Genomic DNA, 17,514 nt, shown 5'->3' with positions numbered 1-17,514 from the left:
CATTTCTACTTAGGAATAACAATTATATAGTTTAAACTAATCCCTATTTATTTCTATCTTTCAGATCTAAAGCTCTCTTTACGTAGCTTTAAAGTTATTTGGCTAAACATCACTATCTGAGCATAAATATGACATTCATCTTTCTCTATTCAGCTTTACATAGCTAACATAATTTTATTGATCACCGTATAGCTTTTCTTAGAATCTTTGCTGCACTTAAATTTAGATGATCATCCTTGGCTAAAGAATTAAAATTTAAATTAAATTTCAGATGAACCATGCTCCTTACTACTCAATTAAATTCAAACAACTTTATCATCACGGAAATATTAAATTAATCATTCTGATACTCAACTTTCTGTATTCCTTTTAAATACTTTAAAGATTACATCTTCTAATTTAGTTCGCCTTATTATTACCTTAAGTTTTTAAGTAAAATTAAATAAATACGAGAATTATTTACAACCTATTCAAAAGTGATTTTATTTTTCATATTTTAATTCGTATAAATAAAAAATCTGAGCTAAAACATTATTTTAATTTCCGTGAATATATATTATTTCAATAAATATTATAATTAATTAAATTATTTTTTAGCTTGGTATTTTAGTTTAAATTTTTATAATTTTAATTAAAGTATTTATTATCAATAATTTAATTTTACAATAACTAAGATACACTAATATTTGTAAAGTGTGATTTAATTATCGTTTTAATAAAATAGATGTAGAAATAAAACCTATTTAAACAAATTAAATAATTAGTGAGATACGGGTCACATATTATTTTGTGTTTTTTAATTGAAATTGATTTATATATTGTTTTTAAATAAAAAATATTGTATCACTTATATTAACTATTTAATAAATAGGTACTTATAAAATGAAAAATAATATATTTAAAATTTTGGTTTTGGCGGTATTTTCTACTTCCCCACTATTTTGTTATGCAAATAACACAATAATGATTAAAGGAAATATTGTTGAAGACACATGCTCAACAAAAAGTAATGAGATAGAATGTAACGAAGTCAACAATTTGAATATTAAACTTGATAGTGAATATTTAAATAAAGATAGTCTCTATAAATTAGCTCAACATACAGAGAAGATGGACACTAGCATTGAAAGTCTAGGTTCTAATCGAAAGATTATACTTATCAATTATCATTAAGCTCATTTCATCACATTTGAACTTATTACTATAGAAGCTGGCAAAAGAGTGATTCATACAATTCAACATAATTTTTTATGAATTGGGTATTGGGTCACTCTTTTTCTGCAAAAATGTCTATTTGTATAGTTTTTCTATATACATCTGCATAATTTATTCTATATAATTGTATTGTAAGAATTTAAGCTTATTCTTCACGTAAATTGTTTAATTCTTTTTCCTGTTACATAGTAGCCTTATGTAATTTTCTTATCTCTACGATTCCTTTCTTCTAAACAATAAAAACTATCTATAAAACAGTTATATAAGCTGTGTTAACTAGCTGTTAACTGCATCCTAAAAATGCGACTCAATTAAAATTATGAAAAAATAATGTGATCTATTTTGCATTTTGTTTAAAAAGTGTTAGCATTGTTGCATTACTTTTCAAGATGTCAAACACTGGAAAAGTAAGGAATTAAACTTTTATCCAGACTTTTGAGAAAACACTATGAAAAAACTTGCTTTGATCGCTGCTCTTTCGGTTGTAGGGATTGCGAATGCTCAAGCTGCTGATGGTACAATTACAATTAATGGTTTAGTTACAGACAAAACTTGTGACATCGTTACTCCTGCTGGTAAAGATTTCACAGTGACTCTTCCTACTGTTTCTAAACAAACTTTAGCTGTTGCTGGGGATGTTGCTGGCCGTACTCCTTTCCAAATCAACTTAGCTAACTGTTCACAAGGTAAAGTAGCTACTTACTTTGAACCAGGTGCAACTGTTGACTTCAATACTGGTCGTTTACTTAACCAAGACGCTACTGGTGCTAAAAACGTTAACGTTCAACTTTTAGGTAGCAACAATAACTTCATCCCAGTACTTGCTGCTGGTGCAAACGGTGCTCAAGCTAACTCTCAATGGGTTGACGTAGCTGAAGGTGCAAGTGCTGACCTTAACTACTATGCTGAATACTATGCAACTGGTGCTTCTACTGCTGGTAAAGTAACTACTTCTGTTCAATACACAATTATCTATCAATAATTAATTGATAGCGGGGTTTCTATGTCCGCATGGGAACCCTGTTTTGTGTAGCACTTTCCTGAATCTTTCTTGGTTGAGAACTCGAAAAATGAAATTGAACAGTTATAATTTTTTGTTAGGTTTGGCGTTTGCTTCATCTGTTGCTGCTCCTGCCGCTCAAGCAGAAATTGTAATTCATGGCACCCGTGTAATTTATCCGTCGGATGCTAGAGAAGTTACGCTACAAGTTAGCAATAACGGTTCAAAGCCAGCACTTGTCCAAGCTTGGATTGATGAAGGTGATCCAAAAAGTACTCCGGATCAATCAAAAGTTCCTTTTATGATTGCTCCTCCAATTTCTCGTGTTGAAGCGACAAAAAGTCAGACGCTTCGTATTACTGCCCTTCCAAATGCTTCTCAATTTAACCAGAAGCAAGAAACTGTTTTGTGGTTAAACGTTTTGGATATTCCACCAAGACCTACCTCAAAAAATGCAGATACGACACCTGATAACTTCTTACAACTTGCAATTCGTTCCCGGATCAAATTCTTCTATCGTCCGGCTTCAATTAAAGAAGATGCGAATTTAGCAGCAGATAAGCTTCAATGGGTTAAATCTGGTCAGAATTTAACGGTAAAAAATCCAACTCCTTTCCACATTACGATGACTTCTGTTTATCAAAAGGTTGGAGATAAAAAAGTTGATTTGTTACCTCAAGGGCTAATGGTTAAGCCTTTTTCTGAAGCTTCTATTCAGCTTAAGAATAGCAACCTTCAGGATATGAGTTTTATTAATGTCAACGACTATGGTGGTCGAGTCGAACACCAAATAAAACTTCAGTAATCAGATTATCTTTTTAATAAATTTAAGCACCTATTATGTGAGTAGGCGGACTTAGCTATGCCAAAAAAAAGGCAAGAATCTTATAAATTATTAAAACGCCATATTTGTTATTACTTGGCTTCTGGCGTTGTTACAATGACAATGCCTGTGTTCGTGCATGCTGAAGAAGCAGCTGCGAGTGCGCCTGTAGAAGCTGAATTTGATTCTGCTTTTTTAATTGGTGACGCTCAGAAAGTCGATATTTCTCGATTTAAGTACGGCAACCCTGTTTTACCAGGTGAATATAACGTTGACGTTTATGTAAATGGTCAATGGTTTGGTAAACGCCGCATGATTTTCAAGGCATTAGATCCAAATCAAAATGCCGTAACTTGTTTTACTGGAATGAACCTTCTTGAATACGGCGTAAAACAAGAAATTTTAACCAAGCACGCTCCCCTTCAAAAAGAAAATAATAGTTGTTATAAAATTGAAGAATGGGTAGAAAACGCATTTTATGAATTCGATACGTCTCGTTTACGTGTAGATATTTCAATTCCTCAAGTCGCATTACAAAAAAATGCTCAAGGCTATGTCGACCCAAGCGTATGGGATCGCGGGATTAATGCCGGCTTTTTGTCTTATAGTGGTAGTGCGTATAAAACTTTTAATCAGTCTGGTGACCGAAGCGAAACGACCAATGCTTTTATGGGGGTTACGGCTGGACTAAATTTAGCAGGTTGGCAATTACGTCATAATGGTCAGTGGCAATGGCAAGATACGCCTGCGGAAAATCAATCTAAATCAGACTATCAAGAAACAAGTACATACTTACAAAGAGCTTTCCCTAAATATCGTGGTGTTTTAACACTTGGGGATAGTTTTACAAACGGCGAAGTATTTGACTCATATGGTTATCGTGGTATCGATTTTTCAAGTGATGATCGAATGCTACCGAATAGTATGCTTGGTTATGCTCCACGTATCCGTGGTAATGCAAAAACCAATGCAAAAGTTGAAGTACGTCAACAGGGCCAATTGATTTACCAAACAACTGTTGCACCAGGTAACTTCGAAATTAATGACCTTTACCCTACCGGCTTTGGTGGTGAAATTGAAGTTTCTGTTATCGAAGCGAATGGTGAAATACAGAAATTTTCTGTGCCTTATGCCTCTGTTGTACAGATGTTACGCCCAGGCATGAACCGTTACTCATTAACTGTAGGTCAGTTCCGTGATCAAGACATTGATCTGGACCCTTGGATTATTCAGGGTAAATACCAACAAGGTATTAATAACTATTTAACCGGCTATACCGGAATTCAGGCATCTGAGAATTACGCTGCAATATTGCTTGGTGCTGCCGTTGCTACACCAATTGGAGCAATTGCATTCGACGTGACTCACTCTGAAGCTGAGTTTGAAAAACAGGCTTCACAATCAGGTCAAAGTTTCCGTTTAAGTTATAGTAAGTTAATTACGCCGACCAACACAAACTTAACACTTGCAGCTTACCGTTATTCAACCGAAAACTTCTATAAATTGCGCGATGCCCTGCTTATACGTGACCTGGAAGAAAAAGGTGTAAACACTTATGCTGCTGGTCGTCAACGTAGTGAGTTCCAGATTACTTTAAACCAAGGGTTACCTGAGGGTTGGGGTAACTTCTATGTGGTAGGTTCATGGGTAGATTACTGGAATCGTAGCGAGAGTACTAAACAGTATCAGATTGGTTATAGTAATAACTACCATGGTTTAACTTATGGTTTATCTGCAATTAACCGTAAGGTTGAGTACGGTTCAAATGATGCGTCGCATGATACTGAATATTTAATGACGCTTTCATTCCCAATTAACTTTAAGAAGAATTCAGTCAACGTCAACGTTACTGCTTCTGAAGACAGCCGTACTGTTGGTGCAAGTGGAATGGTGGGTGATCGCTTTAGTTACGGCGCTTCTGTGTCACATCAAGACTATGCGAACCCAACATTTAACGCAAATGGTCGTTACCGTACTAACTATGCAACTGTTGGAGGCTCTTATAGTATTGCTGACTCTTACCAGCAAGCAATGGTTAGCTTAAGTGGTAGTGTAGTTGCACATTCAGATGGTATTTTATTTGGACCTGAGCAAGGCCAAACCATGGTACTTGTGCATGCACCTGATGCTGCTGGAGCAAAAGTGAATAACACGGTTGGTCTAAGTGTAAATAAATCGGGTTATGCAGTAGTTCCTTATGTTACGCCATACCGCCTTAATGACATTACTCTTGACCCACAAGAAATGTCGAGCGAAGTTGAACTTGAAGAAACAAGTCAACGTATTGCCCCATTTGCTGGTGCAATTGCTAAAGTAGATTTTGCAACTAAAACAGGCTATGCAGTTTACATTAATAGTAAAACTGCTGATGGCAACAGTTTGCCGTTTGCAGCGCAAGTCTTTAACCAGAAAGATGAAGCTGTAGGTATTGTTGCACAAGGTAGTATGATTTACTTACGTACCCCACTTGCTCAAGACCGTCTCTATGTGAAATGGGGTGATGAAAGTAATGAACGTTGTTCGGTTGAGTACAACATTAGTAATCAGTTGCAAAATAAACAACAAAGCATAGTTATGACTGAGGCTGTCTGCAAATGAAAAGAATATTATTAACGGGTGCTCTATTTACCGCGGGCTTTGGTGTGTATGGTGAAGCGAATGCTTCATGTATTATAGTTAATTATCAACCAAATGATGTTCGCATGGCAGTAGGCCGTGTTGTTGTACGTCCTAGTGATCCAGTGGGTGCTGTTTTAAGGAAAGCAACTTTCCCTATCAGTAGTAGCGGTACACAAGCGATGTATTGTGATAGTAGAGATACTGTAGTTGCTCAATTAACACAAGCTTATCCATTAAGTTCCTTAGGCAATAGCATCTATACAACCAATATTCCTGGCATTGGTATTCGTTTATATCGTGAAGCAGAGAATAGCAGTAATTTTTCTGGTTATTACCCTTATGAACGTGGCGGTATTTCTGGTACTCGTTATTTGGCATCAGGTTATTTTGTTGTAGAAATCATTAAAATTGCTCCACAAACTGGTTCTGGAACATTAGTACCGGGCAGATATAGTAGTTATTACGTCCGTGGCTTTCCAAATCAGCCGTTTTTAACAAGTACTGTTGATGCTAATGCAATTACCATTGCTTCTTCTTCATGTGAAATTCAAGGTAATATTAATAAAGTTGTACAGTTGCCTACAGTTACAAAGGCAGGTTTTAAAGGTGTTGGCTCAACTCAAGGCGACCAAACTTTTGATATGAACATTCTCTGTAATGGTGGTATCAACCCTACTGGCTATGAAGAGAAAAACCTTATTAGTTTAACTTACGACTTTACCCAAGATGGTACCAACAATCAGGTTTTAGCGAATACTGCTCCAACATCTGAGAAAGCAAACGGTGTAGGTGTACAGTTACTCTGGAATTATCAAAATAAGAATCAGGTCATCAAAAAAGGTGACAAATTAGCATTAGGTACATTGTCTTCTAACCAGACAATTCAATATAACGTACCGATGACTGCCCGCTACTATCAAACAGCAACAAATGTGACTGCTGGTAAGGTCCGTGCAATGGCTACTGTAACTATTGAATATGATTAATCATATTCAATAGTTTTTAAACCTAATAATTTCAAATATTTAAATATTAATAATAAATTTTACTTTAACACTACTTTCTAAGAATTTCATACTTAACTTAATAGGAATATTTATGAAAAGAATAGGTATAGTTGCAGTTAGTGCAGTGACATTATGTTGGGCAATGTATGAGGTATCTTCTGATAATACCAATACAGCACCGCGTAGCGAATCTAATCAAAAAGTAGCATCTAAAAACATTTCATCAACTACAAGGAATGAAAAATTAGCGCCTCAAATGCTTTTGGCCCAAACAAATTCTCTTAATTCTTCTACCCCAGTCTGTAAATATAATTTTAACGCGACTCAGGAAGATTTTGATCTCTGGAATAATGAATATCCTGATTTTCCTATAAAAATATTCCCATCGATAATTGGTCAAAAATTTGGTTTTAAAGTGGAACCTAGGCCAGAAAGTGAGTACGGCTACGTAGATTATGTTGCTACAAGTAAAATAAATAGTCCGAATTCGATTAATGAAATTGGTGATTTAACAATACCTCACACAGGTATTATTGCATTTGAAATGGAACTTAAAATTCCAACATCAACTCTTGGGAGTTCATCACTTGGAAATTCTACTTATTACTCCTCTAGCATTGGATTTAGTGGCGTAACAAATAATGGTTATACGATTAGATCCAACTATTGGTTTGATATGGGGGGGTATGATCCAGATTTTGGCGAGAATCCTGCTAGATTAAACTATTATATAGCTTATCGACTTAGTGATAATAGTGGGCCTAACAATCCATATTATAAAGGTCAAAACATGACAAATAACTCAAATGAATACCAAAGATTAGGGATGTATATTAATCAGAATACCAAGCAGGTTGGCTTTATTGTAAATGGTGTTGATCAGGGGTATCAATCTACTTTACCTGCTCCACTAGAGAATATACGTTTTTCTGTCTCAAGTAGTATAGGAATATATTCTAATCAATTATTTGGACAAGAGTTGTCTAATGAACTCATTACTGACCGTACTGCATTACAGTTTAACTACCCTCAGGGTACAACCGATATCTGTGGTAATGCCATCTAAGATATAAAATTATAAGTGATAAAAAAAGGGCTGAATCACAACCCTTTTTTATGTCATTTAAAAATGAATGACAGTACGAATTGATTTACCTTCGTGCATTAAATCAAAAGCAGTATTAATGTCTTGTAGAGGCATGGTATGTGTTACAAAAGGCTCAAGTTGAATTTCACCTTTCATAGCATCTTCGACCATTTTAGGAAGTTGTGAACGGCCTTTTACTCCACCAAACGCAGTACCCAACCATTTACGGCCCGTCACTAACTGGAATGGGCGTGTCGAAATTTCTTGGCCTGCACCAGCAACACCAATAATAACGGATTGTCCCCACCCACGATGTGCACATTCTAGAGCCGAGCGCATAACATTGACGTTACCAATACATTCAAATGAATGATCTACGCCCCAACCTGTCATTTCTACGATCACTTGCTGAATAGGTTGGTCATAATCTTTTGGATTTAAGAAATCTGTAGCACCAAACTGTTTAGCAAGTTCAAATTTATCTGGGTTTGTATCTATGACAATAATGCGTCCTGCTTTCGCTTGACGTGCACCTTGTACAACAGCTAAACCAATACCGCCTAAACCAAATACGGCAACCGAATCACCTTCTTGTACTTTAGCTGTGTTATGTACGGCGCCAATACCGGTCGTCACGCCACATCCAAGTAAACATACTTGTTCGTGATTCGCTTCAGGATTGATTTTAGCTAAAGAGACTTCCGCAACTACTGTATATTCACTAAAGGTTGAACAACCCATGTAGTGGTAAATCGGTTGGCCATTATAAGAAAAACGCGTGGTGCCATCCGGCATTACACCTTTACCTTGCGTCGCACGTACCGCAACACACAAGTTAGTTTTTCCGGATTTACAGAATAAGCATTCTTTACATTCAGCTGTATAAAGTGGAATCACGTGGTCGCCAGGTTGAACACTTGTTACGCCCTCGCCTACTTCAACTACAACACCTGCACCTTCATGACCTAAAATCGCTGGGAAAACACCTTCTGGGTCATCGCCAGATAATGTAAAAGCATCGGTATGACATACCCCTGTATGGGTAATTTTTATTAAAACCTCACCAGCCTTGGGTGGTGCAACATCAACTTCAACAATTTCTAAAGGTTTTCCTGGGGCAAAGGCGACAGCTGCACGAGATTTCATCTTTGGGTTTCCTTTATATCATTCGGTACTTATAGTCGAGCAAAATAGATTATGTAACCGTAATACAAGAGCTTAATTTTGCTTAAATTAAAATTGGCTTTCATGACAATCCATCACAGCATAGCCAGTCAGAAACGTCTAAGCAAGCCTGTACTAAAAAAAGAAGAAAACCTCCTAAGTGAAGAGGTTTTCTATCAGATTACGTCTCTTATAAACAGCTTATGTTTACTTAGAGGTAAATATCTGGTGGATACGGTGTGTTATCACTAATTGGTGAGTAAAGTGTATTTTCAACAAAGAAGCCATTTTGGGCTTGGGTCGTATCAATTGTAATTGAATCGAACATGACTTGCGGATAGGCCCAGATAAACTGCTTCATGAGGCCAAGAGATACGTTATTTTTCATATCGCCAAAAATCCTCTGCCAAATTGGAGTTCGATAAGGTTTGTTTTTGTCGAATCCATAGATATAAGCAATAGATGCATCTGGTACAAATCCAGATAAATAAGCAACTTTATTTGCCGGATAACCTAAATCTTGAGTTGGTATCTGAGAAACAGCTTGATGAGCTAAATCTAATTTAGCTTCTAAAAGCCAGTCATAAGCTTCAGTCATGATGTAATCAAAATTTGGATATGAGTAGTGCTGGCTTGGATAGTTGATATAGGTTGCTAGGGTTTGTATTGGAGAACGAATGGATGGGAAAAATATTAAAGGACACACTTGAGCATTTGCATATTTAGCTTTAATGGCTGCTCGAATATTTTGACAGGTCTGTCCTAACTTATTTCTTAACCAAGTTTTAAACTCATCATACGGCGTACCTGTTTTATTCATAGCCTCATAGATTGTGCCTAGGTCTGGCGCATATAGTCCTGTATCGGCATTAAAGGCTAATTTTGTTGGATAGTCATACACACAAGGTAGATTCGTGTCCGTGTTATACCACCACCAAGGTTCACCAATTTGCATGTTAACATTACAGCCGCCAGCAACCATTGTATCTGCGAACTCACTAAAAACTTTGTGCAAATAAGCCAAAGCATTTTGATCACTTAAGCTAAAGAAATAACTCGGTGGTTGGTAACCTGTTTTACCTAAATTACTATTCCAGTCACGCTGTGCCCAAAACTCATTTGCTCCAAGTGAATACATCTCAAAACTTACCCCAAAAATGGGTTGCATGTTTGCATTATGTAGAGCTTGGGCATATTTCTCATGCCATTTTCGGGCACATGTGTTGACGACTGCCTCACCTGTTACCAACGTATCTGGTATTTGCCATTTATTAATATCGCTTTTCCATGTCATTTCGGGATAATGCGACATTCCACAATAGTGGTTTACCAATCCCTGATATCCCAAAGCGACCATATTGTTGACTAGGCGCTGCGGGTTCAAGTCATAATGGTCATCATAGCTGGTACAGATCCCATAATTGTGCTGGGGTACAACAACACGACTCAGATTTAACTTTGCATTTGTTCCAGTCACGACTGAATTGGTAATACGAATATAACCATCTTCCGGCTGGCTTAAAGGCGTAGCTGACTGGCCGTTATAGTGGCTAGTAAAGCCTGAAAATGAGATACGTTGAATATTGGTTACCGGAAAGCTATCTGTAGCAGAAAAACCGGCTTTAACTGTGTCCCAGTTAATATGAATGTGCGCCGTTCGCGACGAAGGATTATTTGCATAATTAAATAAGACGATATATGCAATTTTATCTACGCCACTGTCATGATAGTACACCGTTAAAGTTGGCGTTAAACTTGGATTATTAAGTACGGGCATAGAAGCCGATAATTCAATATCAAAATCCCAAACTACCCCTGCATAACTATATTTGGTTTCATATGCTAAAAGTTTATGATCTTTCGTATCATAAGAATCCCAGCTAATCCCTACCAAGTCATTTGTCATACGTGATCTAAAAGATGCTTCAAATCCATTTCCATAATTTGTAATGGCAAAAGACATGGTTTGTGGGCCGTCTATTCTCCAGTAAATAGGACTAAACCGATCAATAAGTGTATTTTGGGTAATTGGATGAGGTGATGTATTAGTATTATTTTGCACATTTTGTCGATTAGTTATCATGACGTCATTCTCTTAATGTATTAAGAAGTTTTATATTAAATAAGTATTCTTATTTTACTGTTCAGATAAGTAACAATGACGTTTAAATTATTTACAGTGAATATTTTTAAAAAGCTCAAAATAAACTTAAACAAAAAACTTAATATTATTCTAAAATATTTTTTCTACCGAGGAGATTATAAATGTCAAAATTAATACAGCCTATCAGTTTTAAGGCTTTGTTTATATTTACTCCTCTTCTGTTTGTATCAATAGGTTGTAGTGAAACGCTATATTCCCAAACAATCCCATCAGTAAAGTCTTCTTTAGAAAATATCGACTATCCGGAGATCGATACAGCATTAGGAGAAAAGTTACAACCGAATGAGGAAGTAATAGCTCATCAAATAACTCAAGTTATTGAGAAGTCGATTCGTGAACAGTATACGGCGGGAAATGCTTTGCGTGATGCACACCCTAAAGCGCATGGATGTGTTCGTGCTGAATTTCATGTATTTAAAAATATACCAGCTCAACTTGCAAAAGGTATTTTTATTCCAGATAAAAACTATGAAGCATGGATTCGTTTTTCGAATGCTTCTAATAATGCTTCTAGAGCAGATATTGAAAAAGACGCACGTGGAATGGCAATAAAAATCTTAGGTGTATCAGGTCAGAAAATTTTAGAAAATGAAAAAGAAGCTACAACTCAAGACTTTATTATGATTAATCACCCCGTCTTTTTTGTAAATGACGGGCAAAGATACCTTTCTTTTATGAACGATCTAAATAGCCATAATATGATCAGAAAGCTTCATATGCCGTTTGCTTTAGGTTTTAAAGGTACTATGAATGCTTTAGGCGCGCGTAATTCTAAAATTGCAAATCCATTATATGCACGGTACTGGTCTATGGTGCCCTATCAATTAGGATTAGGTGTTGACCGTCAAGCGGTTAAATACTCCGTAAGAAATTGCTCTACAGTGTCTGCAACTCTACCTGATCACCCTAGCCATAATTTTTTACGAGATGCCTTAAAAGATACATTGCAAAAGCAAGACGTGTGTATGGAATTTCTTATACAGCCAAGAACTTCGACTAAAATGTTGGTTGAAGATGCAATGTCCGAGTGGAAAGAAAATGAAGCACCTTTTTACCAAGTTGCGACCATTCATATTCCAAAGCAAAGCTTTGATACACCTGAACAGAATCAATTTTGTGAAAATCTCTCTTTTACACCGTGGCATGCTTTACCTGAACATAAACCGCTTGGCGCAATAAATAGAATGCGTAAAATTATTTATGAAAATATAAGCAGAGTTAGACACGATATCAACTCAGCTCCCCGACAAGAACCCAAAAACTAATTTAAGTATAAAAGAACTGCCAATAACCAAAGCAGTTCTTTATAGTTCAGTATTTGATGAGGATGGCCATAGATTTTCTAATGTCTATAAATCAATTTCTCAGCAATAGAGCTTAGGTTGGTTAAATTCTTTTTTATTGGATAATCTCCTTTACTTGTATCTATGGTGATCCGATCAATGAAGTCTGCTAACCATAAAATAAAATCTTCTTCATTTTTATAGCTAGGAATCAGACTGCTATCAAATTTGAGCAATACTTCATCTTGAAGGTTAAGCAGCGAACCACCGAAATCTAAAAAATTATATAAAAATTTTAATTCCGTTCCTGTAATGGCTTTTTTAATTTCTATAATTAAATTATTTAAGTTTTTTAGATAATTGTTTGAAGAATCTTGTTTAATGTTTTTAGAAATTTTTTCTGCTAATAGTAAGTATTTTGGCATTTCTATCTCCTTATCAATTTTTTTATAAAATATGAGTATAAAATTAAAGTTATAAATTTAAGTTTTCAGTTTTTATTGAAGTGTTATTTATTTTTTAAAATTAATAGAGTTTTATGTAAGTTGCAACTTTTTATTATTTTAAAGTGTGAACTACTTTGAATTATATTCTGAGTAAATTAATAGGTTTTATATGATTACTAAATTAAACTATGCTCTTCTTTAAAATAAATAAGCTCAATACTTTTAATTATTGAGCTTATCTTTAATTGGTTTAGTATGACTGAAGTATTTCGCTTTAACCTTAAGTCATTTTATGGGAACTCTTCATTTTATGAATTTTCCCGCACTTTCTGCATTCTCTGACTTCATCATGTGAAATATCAAAATCATATTCCCAGATGTGCATGCAGAAAAATTGTCTAATATTATGGAGCATAGACACCTCCTTAAAAAACCAACAATTATGGAAGTTTTTTAGAAATTCAGAATTCTTCTAGACTCAATTGTCTAAAAGGGAAATTTTTCACCATATCTTTTTTGAAAGGTATGTGAAAAGCTTAAATTGAAGCAAAAAGAAAATATTTCAAAATATCTTATCTCCTTACTCAATGAAGATAAGTAAAAGGTAGCACTAATCTATGTATCTGTTTTTATAGGGAACAAGTGAGTTCTGTTTACAATGAAAACTTATGTGAAGAGAACGAGATAAAAAAGAGATTAAGCCACAAAAAACCGCCCCAAAAGGCGGTTGCTGAATTTTAACAGCTATGAATAGAAGTACGGCAGAAACCCTTCTATATTTCTTATCACATTATTTTTCTTCGTTTATAATTTTCATAAAAGCTTCAGATTTAAAATAGTTAATGATCAGTTCACCTTCATCATCTGGATGTGTAGATTTTGCTGGTGTCTTAGCATTGTCAAATTCGCAATTAAACTTAAAATCGGGCGGAATAAATTTTGAGATAGGTGGAAGATGGGTTTCTCCGCCTGTCGTCATTCCTTCTATAAATCCAGCTAACCATAAAATATATTCATCTTTATTTTTATGACTAGGCATGAGGCTAATATCAATTTTTACGGCACATTCATTTAGTGGCTTTGTTAAACATTCATCAAAATCAATAAAATTATATTTAAGTTTAAACTTTGTACCTTTGATTTCCTTTCGAATCACACCTATTAAGTTATTTAAATGCTCGGTCGGAGTATCAGAGAAAAGATCATCTTCTTTAATTTTTTTATACACCTTTTCAGCAATCATTAAATATTGTGGCATTTCCTATCTCCTTCCTTCCTCTTTCTGGCTGGTTGCTTACTCAGCTTTTTAAGGAAGTATGATAGAAATCATGTGTTGTAATGTAGTTGTTGGTAACTTAATTGTAAGTAATGTAAAGTTATGAAATCTGAGTATCTAATAAAACGCATCTTATAACGACAAAGATAACTACGTCACTGTTTTACTTATAAAAAACGTAAACTATCGAAATAATTGTTTGCAATAAAATACAGCTCACATAATTACGTTAATTACTCATATATAACTATAGAAAATTTAAAAAATAATTTATAAACTTCTGTTTTTATTATATTTTAAATTTTAACCTTCTTAGATTATAACAAAATCATACAGTTATTGTGAATTTTGACATATAAATTGAATATAAGAATGCTCTTATAGCTCTAACCTGGATGCAAATTAAATGCTTACATGATCAACCAGCTATATGAGCAGTACAGTACTATGGCCTTAAGTGCTTGGGGCTTTACTGATTTACCTTCTTATACAGATAAATATGATCCTAATGAGAAAGATATAGTGATAAAGACAAATAATTGGTTGAATGATGAGGCAGCAGAGGAAAAAACTCAGCAAGGTCTTACTGCCTTTGTAGCTCTTGATGACGCATTCATGAGTATTGCATCACGGATTTATTTAATTAGAAATGCCAAGGAAACGATTGATCTACAATACTACATTTGGACCAATGATTTTGTGGGGAACCTTATTTTACATGAGCTGCTCAAGGCAGCGGATCGTGGCATCAAAGTTCGCTTATTAATTGATGATCAAAACGGTATAAAGCTTGATGGCATATTAAGAAGCCTTTTACAGCATACCAACTTTGAAATTAGATTATTTAATCCTTATAAATTTCGTTACTTACGTATCTTCGATTATCTCTTTCGATTTAAAAAAGTAAATCATCGGATGCACAATAAGCTCATTATTGCAGATGCATCGATTGCAGTAACAGGCGGTAGAAATATTAGTAGTGAATATTTTGAAGCAAGTAGTAAGTTTCAATTTACAGATATGGATATCTTATTTTACGGGCATGCAGTGCGACATGCCCAAGCTGTATTTGCTGATTTTTGGGAAAGTACTTTAAGCGTAAATGCAACTGATATTATCGGAACTTGTGCTGAGCATCATTTAAAAGCTTTAAGAGAGCACTATGAACAACTCCACCACGAAGACCATAGCCTCACTGAAGATAAGCTTTACGATGCGCAGAGTTATTTAAAAGAGCTTTTAGAGCATAACCCTATTCAATGGTCTAAGGCCCATTTCGTGGCTGATTCTCCGAAGAAAATACTGGGCACTGCAACTGAACATGAAATGCTTTATGGCCAAGTCATGTCTATTATGGGTAAGCCTAAGCAACACTTAGAATTAGCTTCAGCTTATTTTGTACCTACCCAACAAGGCACTTATTACTTAAAGCAACTACGAGTTGAAGGCATAAAAGTCCGCGCTTTAACAAATTCTTTTGCTGCAAACGATGTTGCGATCGTACATGCCTTTTATAGCCAATACCGTGTAGAAATGCTTAAGAATGGTATTGAACTGTATGAGTTTAAACCTGTTCTGGAACGACGATGTAGAACGTGGTACGAAATCGTAACAGGCAGCGTTATACCAGCAAAAGGAAAAAATAAGTCGAGCTTGCATGCCAAGTTTTTTGATGTAGATGGTAAAGTCTTTATCGGATCATTTAACTTTGACCCCCGCTCTACCTATTTAAACACCGAAGTAGGTTTGGTGATTGAGTCCAGTCAATTACAAACTCAGATTTCTGTCATGTTAGATCAACATTTACCTCAAGTAGCATATCAACTTAAGCTAAATAGCCAAGGCCAAATTACTTGGCTAGATTACCAAGCTAACGGACAAGTCATTGAATATGATAAAGACCCAGGAACCAGCCGTTTTCAGAGAACAATGATTAAAGCTGTCTCTTATTTGCCAATTGAGTGGATGATGTAATTTTCTTATTACAAGAAACCGATTTCCTTAAAGAATTTCTGATAGGCTTCTGCTTTTTTCTCGAGAGCTAATGGATATGCTCTAGAAGATGACGGTAATCGATATAAATTAATATCGCGGTCTGCAAAATAAGTTGATGTAGATGTCCCAATTAAGGGTTTTTCCGTGTTCTCAGGTAAAACTGAGATTAAGGTATCTGTGGCTTTATCGCCCGTAGTCATAATAGTGTGACATTGAGGAATCTGTTTCAATAAAACTGCTAAGTCTGTCGGAGTGACAATTTCAAGAAATTTGTCGGAAGCATTGCCCCTTAGGCGTTTAATTTGATACGCCGTATCAAAAATAGCAACGCCTGTCTCAATCAGGAAACTGCGGATAGCTTCTTCATTAAAACTTTTTTGGTTCTCACTTAAAAAATAAGTTTTATCTTGAAAAAAGATTAAACCAAAAATTCTCCACATATCGTTTTGAAAGTTCGGATAGTAAAAGTCCATCTTCCATTTATTACGTGGTGGTGGAAAACTTCCTAACATTAATAAACGGGCATTTTCTGGCAAAAACGGTTGCAGTGGATGGGTTTCTATCTCAATTATCATAAAAAATCAGTATTTACTTCAAAATTTATAAATAACTTAACGTATTTTAAGGTTAATCACGAGTCAAGAAGTGCAAAGTATCTTAATTAAATGTATTGAGGCGAAACGTTTTGTTGTTTCGCCTCAATCATTTCTAATTTTATATTCATGCTAAAACCAAAATATTTAAGAATTTAAAACTTTAAAGACTTTCCCTGTTCTGGGATGAGCAAAGGTGTTATCTTGATCTAAATTGATAACTTTATCTGAAATCACAATCTTGGAAAGCGGTAACCAGTTTTGTTCGATTTCAGCCGAAGCTAAATTTTTCTCCAATGTATTTTCAAAAATTTGTTCTACTACAATTTCCATCCCACACATACTTTTCGCATTAACTTCTTTTAAAATATGGCGCTTTGACATTCTAATCTCCATTTTTTTATTCTTAACATAAAAAATAGTAAAGGGTGTTTTGCTACAATGTGTAAAATTTAACATTTGAAGTGTTTTTTTTTGTTTTAAACATATTTATTTAATAATTAAATGAATAGTGGAATATCTTTAAAAATAAGTTTTATTATTAAATTAACTTATTAAAGCTATCTTTATTTTAAGTAAAATTAATTTTATAAAAAATAATATTTAAAGGGCTCACGTATGAACCCTTGCATTTAACTTTAAACCTGGACAGCATTATCGAGTGAATTGTCATCTTTACTCTTATTATTATCCTTACTAATCAATGAGTCGGTATCACTATCAGTAGAGAAGCTCTTACTGTTCTTTTGCTTTTTCTTGTACATACACATGCCAATCGCAATACCTGTTCCTAATACTAAAATTGACTTTAACATTTTGCACCTCTTCAATTGACGGAGAAA

At 34.9% G+C, this 17,514-nt stretch carries 14 protein-coding genes; 8 read left to right on the top strand and 6 right to left on the bottom strand.

Features of this window, described 5'->3' with window-relative positions; translation table 11 throughout:
• The first annotated feature begins 882 nt into the window (after positions 1–882).
• The 6 genes from RFX69_RS13895 (at position 883) to RFX69_RS13870 (ending at position 7,730) form a co-directional block, all read left to right on the top strand.
• Positions 883–1,173: a hypothetical protein gene (locus RFX69_RS13895; RefSeq protein WP_000794351.1), complete on the top strand. Its 291-nt coding sequence runs from the start codon at positions 883–885 to the stop codon at positions 1,171–1,173.
• Between the two features lie 490 nt (positions 1,174–1,663).
• Positions 1,664–2,197: a fimbrial protein gene (locus tag RFX69_RS13890; RefSeq protein WP_000731819.1), complete on the top strand. Its 534-nt coding sequence runs from the start codon at positions 1,664–1,666 to the stop codon at positions 2,195–2,197.
• 88 nt (positions 2,198–2,285) lie between these two features.
• The gene (locus RFX69_RS13885) at positions 2,286–3,020 is read left to right on the top strand and encodes a molecular chaperone (protein WP_000774086.1); all 735 of its coding nucleotides are present in this window, start codon (positions 2,286–2,288) and stop codon (positions 3,018–3,020) included.
• Positions 3,021–3,077: 57 nt separating this feature from the next.
• Entirely contained in the window at positions 3,078–5,636 is a 2,559-nt protein-coding gene (locus RFX69_RS13880; protein WP_253821457.1) for a fimbria/pilus outer membrane usher protein, read from the top strand.
• Positions 5,633–6,643: a fimbrial protein gene (locus RFX69_RS13875; protein WP_000821736.1), complete on the top strand. Its 1,011-nt coding sequence runs from the start codon at positions 5,633–5,635 to the stop codon at positions 6,641–6,643. The genes RFX69_RS13880 and RFX69_RS13875 overlap by 4 nt, the downstream gene beginning before the upstream one ends.
• A gap of 112 nt (positions 6,644–6,755) precedes the next feature.
• On the top strand, positions 6,756–7,730 hold the full coding sequence (locus tag RFX69_RS13870) for a DUF4882 family protein (protein WP_289332766.1): 975 nt from the start codon (positions 6,756–6,758) through the stop codon (positions 7,728–7,730).
• 57 nt (positions 7,731–7,787) lie between these two features.
• Here the strand turns inward: RFX69_RS13870 and RFX69_RS13865 are convergent, their stop codons facing one another.
• Together RFX69_RS13865 and RFX69_RS13860 are read right to left on the bottom strand one after the other, a co-directional pair.
• On the bottom strand, positions 7,788–8,897 hold the full coding sequence (locus RFX69_RS13865) for an S-(hydroxymethyl)glutathione dehydrogenase/class III alcohol dehydrogenase (protein ID WP_033853668.1): 1,110 nt from the start codon (positions 8,895–8,897) through the stop codon (positions 7,788–7,790).
• A gap of 229 nt (positions 8,898–9,126) precedes the next feature.
• The gene (locus tag RFX69_RS13860) at positions 9,127–10,998 is read right to left on the bottom strand and encodes a phage capsid protein (RefSeq protein WP_289332767.1); all 1,872 of its coding nucleotides are present in this window, start codon (positions 10,996–10,998) and stop codon (positions 9,127–9,129) included.
• 182 nt (positions 10,999–11,180) lie between these two features.
• On the opposite strand from RFX69_RS13860, the gene RFX69_RS13855 reads away from it, so the two are divergent.
• Entirely contained in the window at positions 11,181–12,344 is a 1,164-nt protein-coding gene (locus RFX69_RS13855; RefSeq protein ID WP_289332768.1) for a catalase family protein, read from the top strand.
• Positions 12,345–12,421: 77 nt separating this feature from the next.
• Here the strand turns inward: RFX69_RS13855 and RFX69_RS13850 are convergent, their stop codons facing one another.
• Both RFX69_RS13850 and RFX69_RS13845 read right to left on the bottom strand, forming a co-directional pair.
• On the bottom strand, positions 12,422–12,787 hold the full coding sequence (locus tag RFX69_RS13850; RefSeq protein ID WP_289332769.1) for a hypothetical protein: 366 nt from the start codon (positions 12,785–12,787) through the stop codon (positions 12,422–12,424).
• 811 nt (positions 12,788–13,598) lie between these two features.
• A complete protein-coding gene (locus tag RFX69_RS13845) occupies positions 13,599–14,066 on the bottom strand; it encodes a hypothetical protein (protein ID WP_289332770.1) in 468 nt (155 codons plus the stop codon).
• Between the two features lie 432 nt (positions 14,067–14,498).
• On the opposite strand from RFX69_RS13845, the gene RFX69_RS13840 reads away from it, so the two are divergent.
• Positions 14,499–16,058, top strand: coding sequence for a phospholipase D family protein (locus RFX69_RS13840; RefSeq protein ID WP_289332771.1), 1,560 nt, complete (start codon positions 14,499–14,501; stop codon positions 16,056–16,058).
• Between the two features lie 8 nt (positions 16,059–16,066).
• Here RFX69_RS13840 and RFX69_RS13835 read toward each other — a convergent pair whose 3' ends face one another.
• The gene (locus RFX69_RS13835) at positions 16,067–16,654 is read right to left on the bottom strand and encodes a uracil-DNA glycosylase family protein (protein WP_000582747.1); all 588 of its coding nucleotides are present in this window, start codon (positions 16,652–16,654) and stop codon (positions 16,067–16,069) included.
• Positions 16,655–16,819: 165 nt separating this feature from the next.
• On the bottom strand, positions 16,820–17,056 hold the full coding sequence (locus tag RFX69_RS13830; RefSeq protein ID WP_000044010.1) for a hypothetical protein: 237 nt from the start codon (positions 17,054–17,056) through the stop codon (positions 16,820–16,822).
• Between the last annotated feature and the right edge of the window lie 458 nt (positions 17,057–17,514).

The organism is Acinetobacter sp. 148, assembly GCF_031196675.1.
Classification (GTDB): Bacteria; Pseudomonadota; Gammaproteobacteria; order Pseudomonadales; family Moraxellaceae; genus Acinetobacter; species Acinetobacter baumannii.
This window is presented reverse-complemented; position numbering and strand designations above follow the sequence as displayed.